Consider the following 20,578-nt stretch of genomic DNA (forward strand, 5'->3'; position numbering starts at 1 on the left):
TTCGTTCCCCAAGGAGTTCCCTTGTCCATCCGCGTCACCGGCCTGCGTGTCCGGCATCGCAGAACCATCGCCCTCGACTCCGTCGACCTGGAGCTGGGCACCGGCGTCCACGGCCTGCTCGGGCCGAACGGCGCCGGGAAGACCTCGCTGATCCGGGTGCTCGCCACCGTGGCCCGCCCCTCGGGCGGAAGCGTGGAGCTGCTCGGCCACGACAGCGCCGACCAGCGCGAGCGCTCCGAGATCCGGCGGCGACTCGGCTATCTGCCGCAGGAGTTCGGCTACTACCCGGCCTTCACCGTGCGGGAGTTCGTGGCCTACGTGGCCTGGCTGAAGGAGGTCCCGGCCGACCGCGTCCCGGCCGCCGTGGAGCGGGCGGTGGCCCGTGTCGGTCTCGCGGACCGCATCGACGCGAAGGTCAGAACGCTGTCCGGCGGCATGGTCCGCCGGGTCGGCATCGCCCAGGCCATCGTCAACGACCCGAGCCTGCTGCTGCTGGACGAGCCCACCGCCGGGCTCGACCCCGAGCAGCGGGTGGAGTTCCGCGAACTGCTGCGCGAACTCGGTACCTCGGCCACGGTGGTGGTCTCCACCCACCTGGTGGAGGACGTGGCCGCCGCCTGTACGGAGGTCACCCTGCTGGACGGGGGGCGGATCGCGTACCAGGGCACCCCCGCCTCCCTGACCCGGCTCGGGGAGACTTCGGACGGACCCGGCGACCATCCGATCGAGCGCGGCTACACGACGGCGCTGCGGGCCCACCGCGCCCCGACCGCGCGGGAGACGGTGCGATGACCACCGGGACAGCCACCACCATGACCACCGCCCCGGCCACGCCGAAGACCCGCACTCCCCATCCCCTGCGCGCCGAGGCCGTCCGGGGTTTCGCCCCGCTCGCCGGGGCCGCCGTGCTGCTGATGCTCGGGGTGCTGCTGACCACCTCCTCCCGCACCTGGCAGGGCGGCTGGGCGGAGACCGCCGCGCTGGTGCACAACGCCCTGCTGATCGCCCTGCCGCTGGCCGCCGCGGCCGGCTGCTGGCAGGGCGGGCGCGAGCGGCGGCGCCGCACGGAGGAGCTCTGGGGGACGGCCGTCCGTGCGCCGCTCCAGCGGCTGCTGGCCTCCGCCCTTCCCGTCGCGCTCTGGGTAGCCGTCGGCTACCTGCTCGCCGTCGCCCTCGCGGCGCTCGCCACCTGGCCGTACTCCATGGGCGATCATCCCCACCTCACCCAGGTACCGGGGGACACCGCCGCACTGATGGCCGCGGCGCTGCTGGGGCACCTGGCGGGCCGGACCGTCCCCACCCTGCTCACGGCTCCGCTACTGGGGGTGGCCGGGTACGCGGGGCTCGGGATCGCGGCGCACCAGGGCGGCTTGGACGCGATCAATCCCGCCGCGTTCGCCGAGGCCGGCATGCGCCCTGTGTGGTGGCAGCCGCTCGCCATGGCCGCGTGGACCCTCGGCCTGAGCCTCGCCCTCACCCTGGCGTACGCGGCCCGGCGCCGGGCGACCGCCCTGCTGCCACTGGCCGCCGCGCTGACCGCGGGCGCGCTGCTCGTACAGGGCGGAAGCCACATATGGCGGACCGACCCAATCACCCACCAACAGGTGTGCGACACCTCCACCACTCCCGCGATCTGCGTCAACGCCCGGTACGCGGGTCTGCTCCCCCAGGTACGCACCGCCCTGTCCGGGGTCACCGGCAGACTCAGGGGCGTACAGAACCTCCCGGCGCGCTGGGCGGACCGGCACAGCGACCCGCGCGCCGGTGAGGCGGCGCTGCCGACGCTGGCTCCGTTCGGCTGGTCGGTCGCACGCGGGCGGCTGACCCATCCGGATCAGTACGCGTGGGAGGCGGTCGCCGCGCTGTCCGGACACGGCGACTGCGAGAACGAGCCCGCGCGCGGGCAGCTCGCGGACGAGGCCGTGCAGGCGTACCTGGCACCGAACCCGTTCCAGAGCCACTTCGACGCCCGCGATGCCAAGGGTGACGCCGCCGCCCGCGCCCACCTGCGGGAAAGCCTCGCCGCCCGGGCGAAGCTGGCCGGGATGGACGAGCAGCGGCGCCGGACCTGGCTGTCCGCGTACTTCGCGGCCCGCGCCGGCTGCGGCACCGAGGGGGTGCCGTCGCTGTGAGCACCCACGGTCTCCTGCTCTACGCCCGCTCCCGCTCCCTCCCCGTGACCCTGGTCGCCCTCGCCGCGACCACCGGCTTCGCCGTCTGGGCGGCCGGTGCCCTGGACGCCTACTTGGACCCGGACCGCCGGGTGCCGGTCGTCGCGCTCGCCCCGCTGCTGGCCGCCGCCGTGATCGGGGCGAGCCTGCACACGGCGTCGGACGAGCTGGACCGCACGGCCGTACGCCCCTGGTGGCGGCGTCGCCTGGCGCACCTCTTCGCGCTCACCGCACTCGCCTCGGCACTGCTGACGCCGGTGGTGGCGGGGCACGCGGAGACCTTCGGGCCCCCGGCGATGATCCGCAACACGCTGGGCTGCGTGGGGGTGACCGCGCTCGCCGCCGTCGTCCTCGGGGCCCGCCTGAGCTGGCTGCCCGCCTTCGGGTACGTGTCCGCCGTCTACCTGGCCTCCTCCGGCGCACACGGCAGGGCCGCCACGGTGTGGGCGTGGCCGGTGCAGCCCGGTGCGCAGCCGGGGGCGTGGGCCGCCGCGCTGGCCGCCTTCGCGCTGGGCGCCGCGCTGTACATGGTGCGTGGGGCACGCCCCGAGGGCCCACGGGGCTGACCCCCCCGTGGCCGGCCGGGCGGGGCCCGCCACGGGGTGTGCGAAGGCCCGGACCGTCAGGCGGAGATGCCGTCGATCCGGGCCAGGGCGGCGTCCGCGCCGTAGGGCTGCAGGTAGGGCAGCCAGCGCGGGTCCCTATGGCCGGTGCCGATGATGCGCCAGGCCAGACCGGTGGGCGGGGCCGGCTGGTGGCGCAGGCGCCAGCCCAGCTCGACCAGGTGCCGGTCGGCCTTGACGTGGTTGCAGCGGCGGCAGGAGGCCACCACGTTGTCCCAGACGTGCTTGCCCCCGCGGCTGCGCGGGATGACGTGGTCGACGCTGGTCGCGATGCCGCCGCAGTACGCGCACCGGCCCCCGTCCCGTGCGAACAGCGCGCGCCGGGTGAGTGGAACGGGCCCCCGGTAGGGAACCCGCACGAAACGCTTGAGCCGGACCACGCTGGGTGCGGGGACTGTGACGGACGCGCTGTGCAGATAGGCGCCGGATTCCTCGAGGGAGACGGCCTTGTTCTCCAGGACGAGGACGAGCGCGCGACGGAGCGGTACGACGCCGAGGGGCTCGTACGACGCGTTGAGGACCAGGACATGCGGCACGGGTGCCTCCTTGGGCGTCGGCGGCGCGTGGCTCGCGCCGGGACGATCTGGAGTCAGTCTCCCCTCATGCCTGGTCCGAGCGCCACCATGTGCCGGTAACGGGCTCGAAGTGTTTTCGACCACATCGACGGGGGCGCCCGACCGGCTTGGCCTGTTCAGGCCCGGGTGCGGCGGGCGCTGTCCGGTGAACGGGCAAGTGGGCGCGCGATGCCCCGTTAGTGTGGTGGTTCTGTCCGTCCGGTGACCTTTTCGTGATCTTGCCCGCCCCCGCCGGCGCGGACCGCAGCACCATGGAGGTACCCGCCGTGTCCCTGCCCGTCGCCCTGCTGGCCGCCGGAGCCTCGCCGTCTCCCTCGCCATCGGGCTCGGACCCGGCCGTGCCGTCGCTCCAGGACGCCCAGCAGAACGCGGCGAACGCGGCGAGCTGGGTGGAGCAGAACTGGTCGACCTGGCTGGCGATGGGGCTGCAGATCCTGCTGATCGTGATCATCGCCGTCGCGCTGCGCGCGGTGGTGCGCCGGGCGATCACCAAGCTGATCGAGCGGATGAACCGCACCGTGCAGGCGGTGGACCACACCGCGCTGGGCGGCCTGCTGGTCAACAATGAGCGGCGGCGCCAGCGCTCGGCGGCCATCGGCTCGGTGCTGCGCTCGGTGGCGTCCTTCGTCATCCTCGGCACGGCCGCGCTGATGGTGCTCTCCACCTTCAAGATCAACCTGGCGCCGCTGCTGGCCTCGGCCGGTGTCGCCGGTGTGGCGATCGGTTTCGGCGCCCGGAACCTGGTCACCGACTTCCTCTCCGGCGTCTTCATGATCATCGAGGACCAGTACGGCGTCGGCGACACCGTCGACGCCGGGGTGGCGACCGGCGAGGTGGTCGAGGTCGGTCTGCGCGTGACCAAGCTGCGCGGCGACAACGGCGAGATCTGGTACGTCCGCAACGGCGAGGTCAAGCGCATCGGCAACCTCTCCCAGGGCTGGGCCACGGCCAACGTGGACGTCACCGTCCGCGCCGGCGAGGACCTGGACAAGGTCAAGTCCGTACTGGACGAGGTCGCCGAGAAGATGGGCAAGGAGGAGCCGTGGAACGAGCTGCTCTGGAGCCCGATCGAGGTGCTCGGCCTGGACAGTGTGCTGATCGACTCCATGGTGATCCGGGTCTCCGCCAAGACGATGCCGGGCAAGTCGGTGTCGGTCGAGCGTGAGCTGCGCTGGCGGATCAAGCGGGCCTTCGACAAGGCGAGCATCCCGATCGTCGGCGGTGCCACGGCCGTGGTGGCGGACGGCGACACCCCGGACCCCTCGGCGACGGTCGCGGCGCCCTCGGCGTTCGCCAACGCCACCTCCCCGCAGTCGCTGGCGAGCAACCCGCTCACCACACCGAAGCCTCCGGTCAAGTAGCGCTCCCCGACGCGCCCCCGCTTGCGAGAACCCCTCGCACGCGGGGGCGCGCTTCGTTGACGGACTCTCCCGCCTGCGCCTAGGTTCCCCCTGGCCGAGGAGCCCGTCGTACGCGAGGGAGTCGCCGTGAGACTGACCGTGGTCGGCGGAGGTTCGACCTACACCCCGGAACTCGTCGACGGCTTCGCGCGGCTGCGGGACACGCTGCCCGTGACCGAGCTGGTGCTCGTGGACCCGGCGGCGGACCGGCTGGAGCTGGTGGGCGGTCTGGCCCGCCGTATCTTCGCCCGTCAGGGGCACGACGGCCGGATCGTCACCACCTCCGACCTGGACGCCGGTGTGGCGGGCGCGGACGCCGTGCTGCTCCAGCTCCGGGTGGGCGGGCAGGCGGCGCGCGAGCGGGACGAGACCTGGCCGCTGGAGTGCGGTTGCCTGGGCCAGGAGACGACCGGCGCGGGGGGCCTCGCCAAGGCGCTGCGCACGGTGCCGGTGGTGCTGGACATCGCCGAGCGGGTCCGGCGGGCCAACCCGGACGCCTGGATCATCGACTTCACCAACCCCGTCGGCATCGTCACCCGCGCCCTGCTGAAGGAGGGGCACCGCGCGGTCGGCCTGTGCAATGTGGCGATCGGGCTCCAGCGGAAGTTCGCCGCGCTGCTCGGCACCGAGCCGGGCGAGGTCCACCTCGACCACGTCGGCCTCAACCACCTCACCTGGGAGACCGCCGTCCGCCTCGGCGGACCCGGCGGCGAGGACGTACTCCCCCGGCTGCTCGCCGAGCACGGCGACGCCGTCGCCGCCGACCTGCGGCTGCCGCGCCCGCTGCTGGAGCGGCTGGGCTCGATCCCGTCGTACTACCTGCGCTACTACTACCTGCACGACGAGGTGGTGGGCGAGCAGCGGGTGAAGCCCTCGCGGGCGGCCGAGGTCGCGGCGCTGGAGCGGGAGCTGCTGGCGATGTACGCCGACCCGGCACTCGACGAGAAGCCCGCGCTGCTGGCCCGGCGGGGCGGTGCCTACTACTCGGAGGCGGCGGTGGACGTGGCGGCGGCCCTGCTGGGCGGCGGGGGCAGCCCGTACCAGGTGGTGAACACGGTCAACGGGGGCACGCTGCCGTTCCTGCCCGACGACGCGGTGATCGAGGTGCCAGCCGCGGTGGGCCCGGCCGGGGCGAAGCCGCTTGCGGTGCCGGGCGTCGACCCGCTGTTCGCGGGGCTGATGGCGAACGTGACGGCGTACGAGGAGCTCGCGCTGGACGCGGCCCTGCGCGGCGGCCGGGAGCGGGTGTTCCGGGCGCTGCTCGCGCATCCCCTGGTCGGCCAGTACGCCTACGCCGACCGGCTCACCGACCTCCTCCTCGCGCACAACCGGGAGCACCTCGCGTGGGCCTGACCGGGACCGTCCTCGCCATCGACGCGGGCAACAGCAAGACCGACGTGGCCGTGGTGAGCGCGGCCGGCGAGGTGCTGGCGACGGCACGCGGCGGGGGCTTCCGGCCACCGGCGGTCGGCGTGGACCGGGCGATGGACGCGCTCGCCGTGCCGGTGGAGCGGGCGTTGGAGGAGGCGGGGGTCTCGTACGTCTCGCAGGTCTCGGCCTGTCTGGCCAACGCCGATCTGCCGGTGGAGGAGGAGCGGTTGGCGGCGGCGGTCACGGCGCGGGCCTGGGGTGCGTCGGTGGAGGTGCGCAACGACACCTTCGCCATCCTGCGCGCGGGCGTGTCCGAGCCGCGTGGCGTGGCCGTGGTGTGCGGGGCCGGGATCAACTGCGTCGGCATGCGCCCCGATGGCCGCACGGCCCGCTTCCCGGCCCTCGGGCGTCTCTCCGGCGACTGGGGTGGCGGCTGGGGACTGGCCGAGGAGGCCCTCTGGCACGCGGCCCGCGCGGAGGACGGCCGGGGCGAGCCGACCGAGCTTGCCCGCGCGCTCCCGGCCCGCTTCGGCCTCCCCACGACGGCCGCCCTGATCGAGTCCCTCCACCTGGGCCGGCTCGCCCGGGACCGCCGCCACGAACTGACCCCTGTCCTCTTCTCGACGGCAGCCGACGGCGACCCGGTGGCCCGCTCCCTGGTCGACCGCCTGGCGGAGGAGGTGGCCCTGATGGCCAAGATCGCCCTGACCCGCCTGGACCTCCTCACGGAACCGACCCCGGTCCTGCTCGGCGGAAGCGTCCTCGCAGCGGGCCACCCCCAGCTGAACGACGGCATCCGCACCCGCCTCACCGCCCAAGCACCCTTGGCAGAGGTCCAGTTGGTGACCGCTCCCCCGGTCCTGGGCGCGGCACTCCTCGGCCTGGACCACCTGGGCACGACACCCGAGGCGCTGGAGCGGGCCCGCCTGACCTGGGAACCCAGCCGCACCTGAACCCACTTCCCCCGGCCCTGACCGGAACGGCCGGGGGAACCAAGGTGGTTGACTCCGCGTGTTTCTGGACAGAGGGGGTAGAGCCCGCTTCTCGGCCTGATCCGATCAAGATGCGGTGAAGGCTGGTGCGAAGGGGGGCGGGTGCGGCGATACTGGCGGCCAACGGATGACCATGGGGGAGGTCAGGTGACACAACCGCCGAAGAGCAGTGCCGCACCGCCGACCGTACCCGCGCCACCACCGGTCACCGCGACCATTCCCGCCCAGCGCGGCCGGTCCGGTCTGCCGCCCGTGCGGCGGACCGCGTTCGTCGAGGGCGCCGAGCGGCTGCGGGACGCCGCGACCACCGAGCCGGGGCGGCTGCGGGTCATCGGTGCCGTACTCGCCCTGCTGGTCGTCGCGTTCGGCGCCGTCACCGCCTGGCAGAGCGGCGAGCGGGCCAGTGCCGCCGACGACGTGCTGACCCGCAGCCAGCCGCTCAGCTCGGGCGCGGCCGCCATCTACCGTTCGCTGGCCGACGCCAACACCGCCGCGTCCACCGGCTTCCTGGCGGGCCCGAGGGAGAGCGCCGAGAACAGGGAGCGGTACGAGGACGACATCCGTACCGCCGCCTCCGGCCTGGTCCGCGCGGCCGCCGACACCGAGCCGAACTCCCCCTCCGAGGCCACCGTCCGCAAACTGAACCGGCTGCTGCCCGAGTACAAGGGCCTGATCGAACGGGCCCGCGTCTACAACCGCCAGGGCTACCCGGTCGGCGGCGCCTATCTGCGGTACGCCAACGAGAAGATGCAGACGGAGATGCTCCCGGCCGCCCAGGACCTGTACACCAAGGAGAACCAGCGGCTGGACGCCGACTACGCGGACGCCACCCCGTACCCCTGGGCGGCGATCACGCTCGGCCTGCTCGCCCTGGCCGCGCTGGGCCTCGCCCAGTACCGGGACTACCGCCGCACCAACCGCGTCCTGAACCACGGCCTGGTCGCCGCCTCGGCCGCGACCGTCGTGGTGCTGCTGTGGATGCTCGTCGGCCACACCGTGGCCCGCTCCGGCCTGTTCGGCTCCTACGACCACGGCATCCGCTCGCTGAACGTGCTGCACAACGCCCAGATCGCCGCCCTGAAGGCGCGCGGCAACGAGAACCTGAGCCTGGTGGCGCGCGGAGCGGAGACCGTCGACGTGAACGGCGCCAAGCAGGACGCGTACTACTACGCCTTCGACCGGGACCTCGGCACGCTGGACGCCCGGCTCACCGAGGCCCGGCGGCTCGCCGACGACGACAAGGGCGGCGAACCGGTCGACTCGGCCCTGGGTGACACGGCCGAGTGGAAGGACCGGCACGGCACCGCCCGGAGCGAGGACGAGAAGGGCAACTACCAGCTGGCGCTGGACCTGGTGATCGGCGCCCACGACACGACCGGCGCGGCCTTCGACGGCGTCGACCGGAGCCTCACCCGCGCCCTCGGCCATGAGCAGAGGGAATTCGACCGGGCCGCGGCCGACGGCCGGGACGCCATGACCGGGCTGCCCGAGGGCGCCGCCGTGCTCGGTGTACTGGGCGCGGCGGGCGCGGTGTTCGGCATCGGGCGCAGGCTTTCGGAGTACCGGTGACAGGGGGCCAGGCGATGGACGCGGCGCGGATGCGCACCCGGCTGCGCGGCTGGGGCGGGGTCGGCGCGATGGCGGTGCTGTGCGCGCTGGCACTGGCGTTCGTGATGCTGCTGCCCCGCACCCAGGCGCACCCGGCGACCGGTGCGGGACCGGCGAGCCGGAGCCTGGTCACCGGAAGCCCGGCCCGCGCCGACGACTGCGAGGAGGCCGGGGCGCAGGACCGGACGCCGTCCCCGTCCGGCGCGGACGGCCCGACCATCGACGCCATCAAGGCCCGCAAGGGCGACAAGCGCAAACTGGTCGTCGGCATCGACCAGAACAGCTACCGCTGGGGCTACCGCAACCCGGGCACCGAGGGCGCGGAGCTGGAGGGCTTCGACATCGACCTCGTCCACCGCATCGCGGAGGACATCCTCGGCAGCCCGGACGACGTGCAGTTCAAGGCGATCCCGACCAGCCAGCGCATCACCGCGATCCAGGACGGCCGGGTCGACATGGTGGTCCGCACGATGACGATCACCTGTGACCGGCTGCGGGACGTGGCGTTCTCCGCGCCCTACTTCAAGACCGGCCAGCAACTGCTGGTACCCGACGCCTCCGGCATCAGGGGCTACGACGAGACGCTGGCCGGCAAGAAGGTCTGCACGGCGGCCGGTTCGACCGCCCACGGCAAGCTGAAGGCGGACCGGGAGCGCAAGGCGCTGCCCGCCACCACCGACTTCTCCGCGACCGTCCCCAACCAGCTGGACTGCCTGGTGCGGCTCCAGCTCGGCGAGGCGGACGCGGTGGTCACGGACGGCGCGCTGGCCGCCAGCCAGGCCGCGCAGGACCCCACGGTGAAGGTGCTGGGCAAGCCGTTCACCACCGAGTACTACGGGGTGGCGATGAAGAAGGACGCCACCGACCTGGTGCGCCGCGTCAACCGCGTACTGGTGGACTACCGGGCCGACGGCTGGCAGGCGTCGTACGACAAGTGGCTGTCGGCCACACTGGGCAAGGACGCGCGCTCCTCCAGACCGCCCGCCCCGAAGTACCTGCGCGAGAGCTGAAGCAAGCACGCACGGGCCAGACCGACCACACAGCAGCGAGAGGTGATCGATGGGCGTCACGGACCCCGCCGGGCCGGTGATGGACCGGGACGAGGTGGACCGTGCGCTGGCGCGGCTCGGCCAGGAGCACGAGGCCATCGAGACCTCGCTGTTCGCGCTCCAGGACCATGCCGGCCGCCGCCTCCTCGAAGGCGCCGGGCTGACCGGTGTCACCAAGGAGCGGTGGGCCGCCACGGAGGCGTCGATCACCCTGCTGTGGACCTGCTTCGACGCGTACACGGCCGCTGTGCGCGAGGCCCGTGAGATCCGCGCCCGGCGCCGCTGGTCCAGCCGGGAGGACCTGGTGGAGCTGACCGGACTGCTGCGCGGGGAGGCGGTCACCGTGGCGGGCGGGGCCTCGGGGTCGACCGTGCTCAGCGAGAGCTTCACCCTGGCCGCCCTGGTGGACCGGATGAACGAGCTGTACGCGTCCTCGCTGGACATGGTGGTGGCCGCCGACGCCGTGTGGTCGGCGCTGCCCGCCCGTATCGACCTGCTGGCCGCCGAACTCCAGCGCACCCGCAGGCTGGCGCACTCCGTCGGCGTCCGCCCCGGCGAACACCCCTCCGGGGACGACCTGGAGGGCATCACCCGCACCCTGACCGCGCTGCGCGAGGAGGTCGTCCGCGATCCGCTCGCCCACTGGGTTCCGGCCGGGGGCAGTTCGGCGCCCGGCGGCGGCCGCCCGGACACCACGGTGTACGACCGGGAGGCGCGGGCGCTGGAGGACGTGCGCCGGGAGATCGAGGCGGTGCTGACCGTCCGGCAGGACGCCGAGGAGCGGCTGATCCGGCTGCGGGACGTGCTCTCCCGCGCCGACCGCACCCTGGCCGAGGCGCGCACCGCGCGCGGTGAGGTGCTGGCGAAGATCGCCGCGACCGAGGTCCCGGTGGTCAGCGGCCCGCCGACGGTGCTCCAGGAGCAGCTGGCGACGGCGGCGGAGTACCGGCGCCAGGCCCGCTGGCACCGCCTTTCCCCGCTGCTGGAGTCCTTGGAGCAGCGGGCGGAGGACGAACTGCTGCGCGCCCGCGAGTCGTTGACGGCGGTCACCGCGCCGCTCGCGGTCCGCGCCGAGCTGCGCGGCCGCCTGGACGCCTACCGGGCGAAGGTCACCCGGCACGGCCTGGCCGAGGACCGGCTGCTGATCGAGCGGTACGACGCGGCCCGGCGGATGCTGTGGAGCGCGCCCTGCGATCTGCGCGTGGCCGAGCAGGCGGTACTGCGCTATCAGCAGGCGGCGGCCGAACTGCTGGCCCCGCCGAGGGTCCCGGAGCAGTACACGCCCGAGGACGGGAAGGGGGACCGGGAGTGAGCGAGGAACGGCGCACCTGCCAGCGGCCGGACTGCGCGGGCACCTACGAGGACATGGGCGGCGGCGAGCTGTACTGCGACACCTGCGGGCTGGCTCCCGTGGTCGCCCCCGCGGCCGACCCGGCCCCGGAGCCGGTGGGTTCGGCCGGCTCGGCGCCGACCGGGATCAACGGGGGTGTCTCGCGCACCTCCTCGCAGTCCTCCCGCTCCCGGCGCTCGGTGTCGGGGCGGCTCTCCCGCTCGGTGTCGGGGAAGCCGGGCGGCCGCTCGGTGTCGGTGCGCGGCTCGGGCTCCGCGTCCGGGCCCTCGGCGCGCGGGCGGCTGGGCGCCGGTCTGGTCGTGGTGCCGCAGGTGCCCAGGCCCGACCCGCGCGCGATGGTGCTGGACAACCCGGAGGTGCCCGAGCGCAAGCGGTACTGCTCCCGCTCGGACTGCGGGGCGCCGGTCGGCCGGGCGCGCGGGGAGCGGCCGGGCCGTACCGAGGGGTTCTGCACCAAGTGCGGGCACCCGTACTCCTTCGTGCCCAAGCTGCGGGCCGGGGACATCGTGCACGGGCAGTACGAGGTGGCGGGCTGTCTCGCGCACGGCGGGCTCGGCTGGATCTACCTCGCGGTGGACCGGGCGGTGTCCGACCGCTGGGTGGTGCTCAAGGGCCTGCTGGACACCGGTGACCAGGACGCGATGGCGGCGGCGATCTCCGAGCGCCGGTTCCTCGCCGAGATCGAGCACGCGGGCATCGTCCGGATCTACAACTTCGTCGAGCACCTCGACCAGCGCACCGGCTCCCTGGACGGCTACATCGTCATGGAGTACGTCGGCGGCAAGTCCCTGAAGGAGATCGCCAACGCCCGCCGCACCCCGGACGGCAGGCGGGACCCGCTGCCGGTGGAGCAGGCGTGCGCGTACGGCATCGAGGCGCTGGAGGCGCTCGGGCACCTGCACAGCCGCAACCTGCTGTACTGCGACTTCAAGGTCGACAACGCCATCCAGAGCGAGGACCAGCTCAAGCTGATCGACATGGGCGCCGTGCGCCGCGTGGACGACGAGGAGTCCGCGATCTACGGCACGGTCGGCTACCAGGCCCCCGAGGTCGCCGACGTCGGCCCCTCGGCGGCCAGCGACCTGTACACGGTGGGCCGCACCCTGGCCGTCCTCACCTTCGACTTCCAGGGCTACACCACCGTCTACGCCGACTCGCTGCCCGACCCGGACACCATCGAGGTCTTCCACCGCTACGAGTCCTTCTACCGCTTCCTGGTCCGCGCCACCGACCCGGACCCGGCCCGCCGGTTCGCCTCCGCGCAGGAGATGGCCGACCAGCTGACCGGCGTGCTCCGCGAGGTCGTGTCGCTGAGCACCGGGCAGGCCCGGCCCGCGCTGTCGACCCTGTTCGGGCCCGAAGTGCGGGTCACGGACACCGAGTTGTTCCCGGCGCTGGACGGTGAGGTGTCCCGGCTCGGCGCCCGCGAGCTGCCCGGACCGGGGCGTCCGCCCGGCTTGCCGCCCGCGCTGGTGAAACCGGTCGACACCCCGGCCGCCGCGCTCGCGCTGCCCGTGCCGCTGGTCGACCCGAGCGACCCGGACGCCGGTTTCCTGGCCGGCCTGAGCGCGTCCGCGCCGGGCGAGCTGATCAGCGCCCTGGACGCGGCGCCCGGCCAGAGCGTGGAGACCCGGCTGAGACGGGTGCGCGCCCGGCTGGAGCACGGCGACCGGGAGGCCGCGCTGACGACGCTGGCCCGGCTGGACGAGGAACGGCCCGACGACTGGCGGGTGGTCTGGTACCGGGGTGTGAGCGCCCTGGTCACCGGCGACTTCGAGAGCGCCGCGCTCGCCTTCGACGCGATCTACGACGCCTTCCCCGGCGAGGCCGCGCCCAAGCTGGCGCTCGGTCTGTGCGCGGAGGTGCTGGGCCAGCTCGACAACGCCGCCGAGTACTACCGGCTGGTGTGGGCGACCGACCCGAGCTTCGTCAGCGCGGCGTTCGGGCTGGCCCGGGTACGGCTGGCGAGCGGGGACCGGGCGGGCGCCGTACGTACGCTGGAGTCGGTGCCGGAGTCGTCCATCCACTACACGGCAGCGCGGGTCGCGGCGGTGCGGGCGCGGCTGCGGCAACGCACGGCGGCCGCCGGTGACGTACCGTTCCTGGACGACCTGACCGCCGCGGCGGGCCAGGTCGAGGCGCTGGACGCGTACGGGCTCGACCCGGCGCGGCGCGAGCGGTTGTCGGCCGAAGTCCTCGGCTGCGCCCTGGACTGGATACTCTCCAGGGGTCAGGACACCGCTCGGCCGGTTACCGGCGGGCGGGTGCTGCTCGGCAGCGGTCTGGACGAGCGGGGTCTCCGCTTCGGTCTGGAGCGCGCCTACCGCACGCTGGCCCGGCTGGCGCCCGGCGGCGAGGAGAGGATCGAACTGGTGGAACGGGCCAACCGTTACCGCCCCCGGACGTGGGTGTAGTCATGTCACAGATGCCCCAGCAGGCCGCACTGCCCAAGTGCCCGAGCTGCGCGGAGCCGCTCGAACCGGGCGATCTCTTCTGCGGCGCGTGCGGATACGACCTGTCCGCCGTGCCCGCGCCGCCCGCGGACCAGCCGACGCTGGCCATGTCCGGCGCGCCGGACGGGGACGTCGACTGGCCCGAGCCGGAGCCGGCCACCACCGGCAGCACCGAGCCGCGCGCCCACCGGGCCGCGGACGTGCCCGGCACCGACTCCGGCGGCTCCCCGCTGCCCGCGCCGCAGCCGGCCGCGTCCGGAGTGCGCTTCGACCGGCCGGCCGAGCCCACGGAGCCCGCCGAGCCCGAGGAGTACCCGCTCCAGGCCCCGGACCCGCGCGCCGAAACCCCCGCCGCCGAGCCGGGCGCCGGCGCGCAGGTGTGTGTGGCCTGCCGCGCGGGCCGGGTGGACGGCGACGGCTACTGCGAGAACTGCGGGCACGCCCAGCCCCGCGAACGCGACCACATGGAGCGGGAGTCGGGCCCGGTGGCCGCCGTCAGCGACCGCGGCCTGCGCCACCACCGCAACGAGGACGACTTCGCCGTCGCGCACACCGCGCTGCCCGACGGCTCGCCCGCCACGCTCGCCGTGGTCTGCGACGGCGTGTCCTCCGCGACCCGCCCCGACGAGGCGTCGACCGCCGCCTCGCGCGCGGCCGGGGACGTGCTGCTGGCCGCCCTGCCGCGCGGCACGCATCCGCAGGCGGCGATGCACGAGGCGATCGTGGCGGCCGCGAAGGCGGTGGACGCGCTCGCCGGGGAGCCCGACGCGGCCCGCGAGCACACCCCGCACCAGAACGCCCCGGCCTGCACGATCGTCGCCTCCGTGGTCGCCTCCGGGCTGCTGGTGGTCGGCTGGGTCGGCGACAGCCGCGCCTACTGGGTGCCGGACGACCGCTCCGCGCCCCCGGCCCGGCTGACCGAGGACGACTCCTGGGCGGCGCAGATGGTGGCGGCCGGCCTGATGAACGAGGCGGAGGCGTACGCCGACGAGCGCGCTCACGCCATCACCGGCTGGCTCGGCGCCGACGCCTATGAACTGGAGCCGCACACCGCGTCGTTCAAGCCGGACCGGCCCGGTGTGGTGCTGGTCTGCACCGACGGTCTGTGGAACTACGCCGAGGGGCCGGAGGAGATGGCCGAGGTGCTGCCCCCGGACGCGGCCACCCGCCCGCTGCACGCCGCGCGGGTGCTGGTGGGGCACGCGCTGGACGCCGGGGGCCACGACAACGTAACAGTGGCCGTCGTGCCGTTCCCCGCGCCGCCGCAGGGGGCAGGATCGGCCTGAGGCCGTCGCCGCGCGGGTGACCGCGTACGGCTGCGGTGGCCTCGCGCACGGGGAAGCACGGGCGGACACGGAGGGGACCGGTCCGCCCGAACGCACGGCCTCGCCTCGGCGGGGCGTGTCCTAGGGGGATGTGAACCAGCATGGCCAACTTCGCCAGACCGGGCGGGCCGCAGTTCTCGGTGGACGTCTACCAGAACGAGTTCCTGCCGGAGGGCGGCCGCGAGGTCAACGCCATCGTGACCGTGACGGCCTCGGGCGGCGGGACCCTCGCGGGGGCGCCGGCTGGGCGGGGCGCGTCGGCCGCCGTGGTGCTGATGGTGGACTGCTCGGGCTCGATGGACTACCCGCCCACCAAGATGCGCAACGCCCGCGACGCCACGGCCGCCGCCATCGACACCCTGCGCGACGGGGTGCACTTCGCGGTGGTCGACGGCACCCATGTCGCACGCGAGGTCTATCCGGGCGGCGGGCGGCTCGCGGTGGCCGACCCGACCACCCGTGCCCAGGCCAAGCAGGCGCTGCGCAGGCTCAGCGCGGGCGGCGGCACGGCGATCGGCACCTGGCTGCGGCTGGCGGACCGGCTGCTGGCCGGGGCGGACGTGTCGATCCGGCACGGCATCCTGCTGACCGACGGGCGCAACGAGCACGAGTCGGCGACGGAGCTGAAGGACACCCTCCAGGCGTGCGCCGGGCGCTTCACCTGTGACGCGCGGGGCGTGGGCACCGACTGGGAAGTGAAAGAAGTCACAGGCATCGCCTCGGCGTTGCTCGGCACCGCCGACATCGTCGCCGACCCGGCCGAGCTCACCGCCGACTTCACCCGGATCATGGAGTCGACGATGGGCAAGGAGGTCGCCGACGTCGCCCTGCGGGTGTGGACGCCGGTCGGCGCGAGCATCAGGTTCGTCAAGCAAGTAGCTCCCTCCGTAGAGGAGTTGACCGAACGGCGCACCGAGGCGGGCCCGCGCGCCGGGGACTATCCCACCGGCTCCTGGGGCGACGAGTCCCGCGACTACCACCTCTGCGTGGAGGTCCCGGCGGCCGGACTGGGCCAGGAGATGCTGGCCGCGCGGGTGTCCCTGGTGGTGCCCCAACCGGCCGGAGAGGTACGGAACCTGGGCGCGCAAGGTCTCGTACGGGCGGTGTGGACCGACGACATGGCGGCCTCGACCTCCCTCAACTCTCAAGTCGCCCACTACACCGGCCAGGCCGAACTGGCGCAGGCCATCCAGGAAGGGCTGGACCTACGCAAAGCGGGCGATATGGACGGAGCAACGGCCAAACTAGGACGTGCCGTTCAGCTCGCGGGGGTGTCGGGGAACGCGGATACTGCGAAACTGCTTGCGAAGGTGGTGGACGTGGTCGACGCCCCGACCGGTACTGTGCGGTTGAAGGCGAAGGTCGCGGAGGCCGACGAGATGACTCTCGAGACCCGGTCCACGAAGACTGTTCGCGTCAAGAAGTAACCCTGTAGACACCGATCCCTCAGCAGAAGGGGTACCACCGACATGTCGACCTGCCCGAACGGACACCAGTCGGGTTCCGACGACTGGTGCGAGGTCTGCGGTCACCGCATGGCCGGTGCCGTACCTCCGCCCCCGCCCCCGTCCGGCGGCGGCTACGGGTTCCCGCCGCCCCGCAACGAGGGACACCCCGGCGCCGAGGCCGAGCTGTGCCCGCAGTGCCGTACGCCCCGTGAGGGCGGCGCGCCCTTCTGCGAGGAGTGCCGGTGGAACTTCCTGACCAACACCGCCACCTCGTACACCCCGGCGGCCCCGCCCCGGCAGCAGCAGCCCCGCTACCAGCCGCCGAGCCAGCCGTACGGCGGCGGCGGTGACGGGTACGAGTACCAGGGCTCGCGGCCCTCACAGGTGAACCGGCCCGCCGAGCCGATACCCCCGTTCGACAACGAGCCCTCGGGCCCGACGCCGTTCGGCGCCGAGCGCCGGCCGGCCTCCCCGCCGCCCACCACGGGCGGCCCCTCCCCCTTCGGCAACCGCCGTCCGGGGCCTCCGCCGGGGTTCGGCGGGGGGCCGGGTCAGCAGGGTCCGGGTGGGCCTGGTCCGGGTCAGCAGGGTCCTGGTCCGCAGGGCCCGGGTCAGCAGGGGGGTCCGGGTCAGCCGGGGCGTCCCGGCGGGCCCGGGGGTCAGGGTGGACCTGGTTATGGCGGTCCGGGTGGTCCCGGCCGTCCCGGTGGCCCCAACGGTCCCAACGGTCCCAACGGTCCCGGTGGCCCCGGTGGCCAGGGCGGTCCCGGTGGCCAGGGCGGCCCCTCCGGTCAGGGCGGCCCGTCGGGTCCCCCGCCCTTCGGGCGCGAGCCCTCCGCCTTCGGCACCGCTCCCTCCCGGCAGGCTCCCCCGCCGTCCGGCCCGTCCGCGCCGACCGGCTTCCCGCCGGAGAGCGGGCGCACCCCGGCCGGAGGCCCGTCCTTCGCCGACGACGACTGGGTGATCTCCCCGCCGCCGTCGAACGGCCCCTCCGGCGGTCCCGGCGGCCCCGGTGGCGGTTACGGCTACCCGCAGCCCGGCACCGGTCAGTCGCAGGGCTACCCGCAGGGCCCCCAGAACCCGCAGGGACCGGCCACCTGGACCGCGACCATCGGCCCGGACCGCGACTACTTCATGGCGATGATGCAGCGCTCCGGCCCCGAGGCCGCGGGCCTGAACCTGCCCGCGTACTCCCCCGAGCAGCAGCGCACGCTCACCGGCAACCAGGTGACCATCGGCCGCCGCCGGCACTCCACCGGCGACACCCCCGACGTCGACCTGTCGGTGCCGCCGGAGGACCCCGGAGTCTCCCACCAGCACGCGGTGCTGGTGCAGCAGCCGGACGGCGGCTGGGCGGTCGTCGACCAGAACTCGACGAACGGCACCACGGTCAACGGCTCCGACGAGCCGATCCAGCCGTTCGTGCCGGTGCCGCTCCAGGACGGCGACCGGGTGCATGTGGGCGCCTGGACGACGATCACCGTCCGCCGGGGCTGAGCCAGGGCCTCACGGCAGCGGCCAGGCGTGGCGGCCCTCCGGGTCGTCCAGCCAGGCCCAGGCGCGGGGGCCGCTGACCGTGACGCCGTACCTTTCGCGGTCCGGCATGCCCGCGCTCTCCCACAGCGCGTACGCCCGCGACGGTTCCAGCGCACCCCGGACGAGGCCCAGCAGGAAACGGAACGACTCCTGGTCCTGCGCCCGCCCCGGCAGCCCGCGCAGCGACACCGGCTCGGCGGGCGCCCGGCTCTCCCCGCGCAGCGGTACGAAGTAGGCGCCGGAGCGCAGGAAGCGGCCCTCGGCGTGGCCGGAGTCGTCGACGGTGAGGGCGAGCAGTCCGTTGTTCAGCGGGGCGATGATCCGGGCGCCGGGCGCGCACTGGGCGATCCAGGGGCGCGGCATCGTGGGCAGCATGCAGGTGGCGATGATCCGGTCGTAGGGGGCGTGCGCGGGCACCCCGTACGCCCCGTCGCCGGTGACCACCACCGGGTCGTATCCGGCCCCGGCCAGGTTCCGGCGGGCGGGCCCGGTGATCTCCGGTTCCATGTCGACCGTGGTGACCAGGGAGTCGTCTCCGAGGCGGTGGGCGATCAGGGCCGCGTTGTAGCCGGTGCCGGTGCCGACCTCCAGCACCCGGTCGCCGTCCCGGACCCCCAGCGCGACCAGCATCCGCGCCATCAGCGAGGGCTGGCTGCTGGAGGAGACCAGCTCACCGTCATGCAGCCGGATGGCCAGCGGGGCGTCCGCGTAGGCGCCACGCGCCCAGCGCTCCCGCCCGGCCGGATCGGGGTCGTCGGCCGCGTGCCGCTCGTAGCCGCCGAGGACGCCGACGTAGTAGTACGGCACGAACAGATGCCGGGGCACCTCGGCGAACGCCTCCCGCCAGACGGGGTCCGCGCGCCAGGCGCCGTCGCGGTCGATCTCCCGGATCAGCGCGGCCCGCGCCTCGGCGGCCACGGCGGTCAGCTCGGAGTCGTAGGCGCCCATATGTCCACAGTAGGGGCGATTCGCGGGCGGCAGCGGCGGGCGATGGCCGGTCCTACGCCTTGAGTCCTCGGCCCCCCCGGTCTGAGACCATGGACGGGTGAACGAGATCCGACGTGGCACGCTTCAGGAGCAGACCTTCTACGAGCAGGTCGGCGGGGAGGAGACCTTCCGCCGGCTCGTCCGCCGTTTCTACGAGGGCGTCGCCGAGGACCCGCTGCTCCGGCCCATGTACCCGGAGGAGGACCTCGGGCCGGCCGAGGAGCGGCTCACCCTGTTCCTGATCCAGTACTGGGGCGGACCCACCACCTACAGCCAGGACCGCGGCCACCCCCGGCTGCGGATGCGGCACGCCCCCTTCACCGTGGACCGGGCCGCGCACGACGCCTGGCTCAAGCACATGCGGGACGCGGTGGACGAGCTGGAGCTGTCCGAGGAGCACGAGCGGACGCTGTGGAACTACCTGACGTACGCGGCCGCGTCGATGGTCAACACCGCGGAGTGAGCGGGTCTCTTGCGAACAGGTCTCTTGCGAACGGGTCTTTTGCGAACGGGTCTGTTGTGAGCGGGCCTGTTGTGAGCGGGTCTGTTGTGAGCGGGCCTGTTGTGAGCGGGTCTGTTGTGAGCGGGCTCAGCGCACGCTGACGCCGAAGGCGCCCAGGCCCGCGCGCCGTACGGCGATGGACCCGTAGGGGGTGCGCAGCCGGAGCCACGCCCCGGAGGAGACCAGGCCGGTCTCCTCGGCCGTGGCGGGGTTGGCCGGCCGCAGGAAGCCCAGCGAGTGCGCGGCGTGCACGGCCCGCACGGGCAGCCGGGTCGGGCCGACCTCGCGGGACCAGATCTCCCGCCCTATCCGGTCCAGCTCGGCACGGGTGCGCTGCTCGGGCGCCAACTCCTCGGTACGGGACCGGAATTCGGCTACCGAGCGGGCGACGGTCGCATGCAGTTCGGCCGGTCCGGGCAGCCCCGGCTCGAGCCGCCAGTCGCCGCGCGGCGGCAGCACCCCGGCCCACGGAGGCCCGGTGACGGCGGCCGGTACGGCGGCGGTGGCCGCCTGTTCGTCCACCGACTCCAGCAGTTCGCCCGCCGAGACGGTCACGTCGAGGGTGGCGTCCAGCCCGTCCTCGTACGGCTTGGCGAGGCGCACCGCGCGGACGGCGAGCACCTCGAAGGAGGGCGGCCGTCCGAACACGGCGAGCGCGGTCCCGGCCGCCTGGAGGCGCACCGCGGCCGCGCGGTCGTAGCGGAGCAGCCGGGTGAGGAAGGCGGCGAGGTCGGCCGCCTCCGTCTCGTCGGCGAGGTGGAGCACCGTCATGCGGCGACGGCCTCCTCCTTGGCGGCCTCGTCCCGGTACTCCTGGAGGAACTCGCGCTCCTCCGCGGTGATCCGGCGCGGCCGCTGGGCCTCGAAGTCGAAGGGCACGACGACGGTGGAGGCCCGTACGTACACGGAGTCCGCGTCCTTCACCTCGTAGGTGATGGTGAAGGACGCGGCCCGGATCTCGGTGATCCACAGCTCGATGTCCACCGGGTGGTGCCGGTGGACGAGCTGCCGCTTGTAGTCGATCTCGTGGCGCGCCACGACCGACCCCTGCTGGAAGTCCTTGTCCGGGCGGAACAGGAAGTCGATACGGGCTTCCTCCAGATAGCGGAGGAACACCACGTTGTTGACGTGGCCGTACGCGTCCATGTCCGCCCAGCGCAGGGGGCAGCGGTAGATGTGGCGCAAGGT

At 74.0% G+C, this 20,578-nt stretch carries 18 protein-coding genes; 14 read left to right on the forward strand and 4 right to left on the reverse strand.

Annotation, left to right across the window (positions count from 1 at the left end; genetic code table 11):
* Positions 1-21: 21 nt before the first annotated feature.
* From ACIGA3_RS03915 to ACIGA3_RS03925, 3 genes are read left to right on the forward strand one after another with little or no spacing between them, the layout of a single operon-like run.
* Positions 22-792 (forward strand): ABC transporter ATP-binding protein, encoded by a 771-nt coding sequence (locus tag ACIGA3_RS03915; protein WP_399710239.1) that lies wholly within the window; start codon positions 22-24, stop codon positions 790-792.
* Complete coding sequence (locus ACIGA3_RS03920; RefSeq protein WP_399710240.1) at positions 789-2,132, forward strand: hypothetical protein; 1,344 nt, start codon at positions 789-791, stop codon at positions 2,130-2,132. Before ACIGA3_RS03915 ends, ACIGA3_RS03920 begins: the two co-directional genes overlap by 4 nt.
* The gene (locus ACIGA3_RS03925) at positions 2,129-2,737 is read left to right on the forward strand and encodes a hypothetical protein (RefSeq protein ID WP_399710242.1); all 609 of its coding nucleotides are present in this window, start codon (positions 2,129-2,131) and stop codon (positions 2,735-2,737) included. Before ACIGA3_RS03920 ends, ACIGA3_RS03925 begins: the two co-directional genes overlap by 4 nt.
* Before the next feature lie 56 nt (positions 2,738-2,793).
* Here ACIGA3_RS03925 and ACIGA3_RS03930 read toward each other — a convergent pair whose 3' ends face one another.
* Positions 2,794-3,330 (reverse strand): HNH endonuclease, encoded by a 537-nt coding sequence (locus tag ACIGA3_RS03930; protein ID WP_399710244.1) that lies wholly within the window; start codon positions 3,328-3,330, stop codon positions 2,794-2,796.
* 290 nt (positions 3,331-3,620) lie between these two features.
* Here ACIGA3_RS03930 and ACIGA3_RS03935 point away from each other — a divergent pair, with 290 nt between their 5' ends.
* From ACIGA3_RS03935 to ACIGA3_RS03980, 10 genes are all read left to right on the forward strand, one after another.
* Positions 3,621-4,730, forward strand: a complete 1,110-nt coding sequence (locus ACIGA3_RS03935; protein ID WP_399710246.1) for a mechanosensitive ion channel family protein — start codon at positions 3,621-3,623, stop codon at positions 4,728-4,730.
* A gap of 126 nt (positions 4,731-4,856) precedes the next feature.
* Positions 4,857-6,122 carry a 6-phospho-beta-glucosidase gene (locus ACIGA3_RS03940; RefSeq protein ID WP_399710248.1) on the forward strand — a complete coding sequence of 422 codons (1,266 nt, stop codon included), beginning with the start codon at positions 4,857-4,859 and terminating at the stop codon, positions 6,120-6,122.
* On the forward strand, positions 6,113-7,093 hold the full coding sequence (locus ACIGA3_RS03945) for an N-acetylglucosamine kinase (protein WP_399710250.1): 981 nt from the start codon (positions 6,113-6,115) through the stop codon (positions 7,091-7,093). Before ACIGA3_RS03940 ends, ACIGA3_RS03945 begins: the two co-directional genes overlap by 10 nt.
* A 186-nt stretch (positions 7,094-7,279) precedes the next feature.
* Positions 7,280-8,701, forward strand: a complete 1,422-nt coding sequence (locus tag ACIGA3_RS03950) for a hypothetical protein (protein WP_399710252.1) — start codon at positions 7,280-7,282, stop codon at positions 8,699-8,701.
* 14 nt (positions 8,702-8,715) lie between these two features.
* Complete coding sequence (locus ACIGA3_RS03955; RefSeq protein ID WP_399710794.1) at positions 8,716-9,750, forward strand: glutamate ABC transporter substrate-binding protein; 1,035 nt, start codon at positions 8,716-8,718, stop codon at positions 9,748-9,750.
* Positions 9,751-9,799: 49 nt separating this feature from the next.
* A complete protein-coding gene (locus ACIGA3_RS03960; protein ID WP_399710254.1) occupies positions 9,800-11,101 on the forward strand; it encodes a hypothetical protein in 1,302 nt (433 codons plus the stop codon).
* Positions 11,102-11,154: 53 nt separating this feature from the next.
* Positions 11,155-13,554, forward strand: a complete 2,400-nt coding sequence (locus tag ACIGA3_RS03965; RefSeq protein ID WP_399710796.1) for a tetratricopeptide repeat protein — start codon at positions 11,155-11,157, stop codon at positions 13,552-13,554.
* A gap of 2 nt (positions 13,555-13,556) precedes the next feature.
* The gene (locus tag ACIGA3_RS03970; protein WP_399710256.1) at positions 13,557-14,879 is read left to right on the forward strand and encodes a PP2C family serine/threonine-protein phosphatase; all 1,323 of its coding nucleotides are present in this window, start codon (positions 13,557-13,559) and stop codon (positions 14,877-14,879) included.
* A 140-nt stretch (positions 14,880-15,019) separates the two neighbouring features.
* A complete protein-coding gene (locus tag ACIGA3_RS03975) occupies positions 15,020-16,345 on the forward strand; it encodes a VWA domain-containing protein (protein WP_399710257.1) in 1,326 nt (441 codons plus the stop codon).
* A gap of 42 nt (positions 16,346-16,387) precedes the next feature.
* Entirely contained in the window at positions 16,388-17,863 is a 1,476-nt protein-coding gene (locus tag ACIGA3_RS03980; RefSeq protein WP_399710259.1) for an FHA domain-containing protein, read from the forward strand.
* A gap of 9 nt (positions 17,864-17,872) precedes the next feature.
* On the opposite strand, the gene ACIGA3_RS03985 is transcribed toward ACIGA3_RS03980, so the two are convergent.
* Positions 17,873-18,850 (reverse strand): methyltransferase domain-containing protein, encoded by a 978-nt coding sequence (locus ACIGA3_RS03985; protein WP_399710261.1) that lies wholly within the window; start codon positions 18,848-18,850, stop codon positions 17,873-17,875.
* 97 nt (positions 18,851-18,947) lie between these two features.
* Here ACIGA3_RS03985 and ACIGA3_RS03990 point away from each other — a divergent pair, with 97 nt between their 5' ends.
* Positions 18,948-19,352 carry a globin gene (locus ACIGA3_RS03990; protein WP_399710262.1) on the forward strand — a complete coding sequence of 135 codons (405 nt, stop codon included), beginning with the start codon at positions 18,948-18,950 and terminating at the stop codon, positions 19,350-19,352.
* A gap of 126 nt (positions 19,353-19,478) precedes the next feature.
* Here ACIGA3_RS03990 and ACIGA3_RS03995 read toward each other — a convergent pair whose 3' ends face one another.
* Both ACIGA3_RS03995 and ACIGA3_RS04000 read right to left on the reverse strand, forming a co-directional pair.
* Complete coding sequence (locus ACIGA3_RS03995; protein WP_399710264.1) at positions 19,479-20,162, reverse strand: hypothetical protein; 684 nt, start codon at positions 20,160-20,162, stop codon at positions 19,479-19,481.
* Complete coding sequence (locus ACIGA3_RS04000) at positions 20,159-20,575, reverse strand: acyl-CoA thioesterase (RefSeq protein WP_399710266.1); 417 nt, start codon at positions 20,573-20,575, stop codon at positions 20,159-20,161. The genes ACIGA3_RS03995 and ACIGA3_RS04000 overlap by 4 nt, the downstream gene beginning before the upstream one ends.
* Positions 20,576-20,578 lie beyond the last annotated feature (3 nt).

This window comes from Streptomyces sp. NPDC085596, assembly GCF_044541565.1.
In the GTDB taxonomy this organism is placed as follows: Bacteria; Actinomycetota; Actinomycetes; order Streptomycetales; family Streptomycetaceae; genus Streptomyces.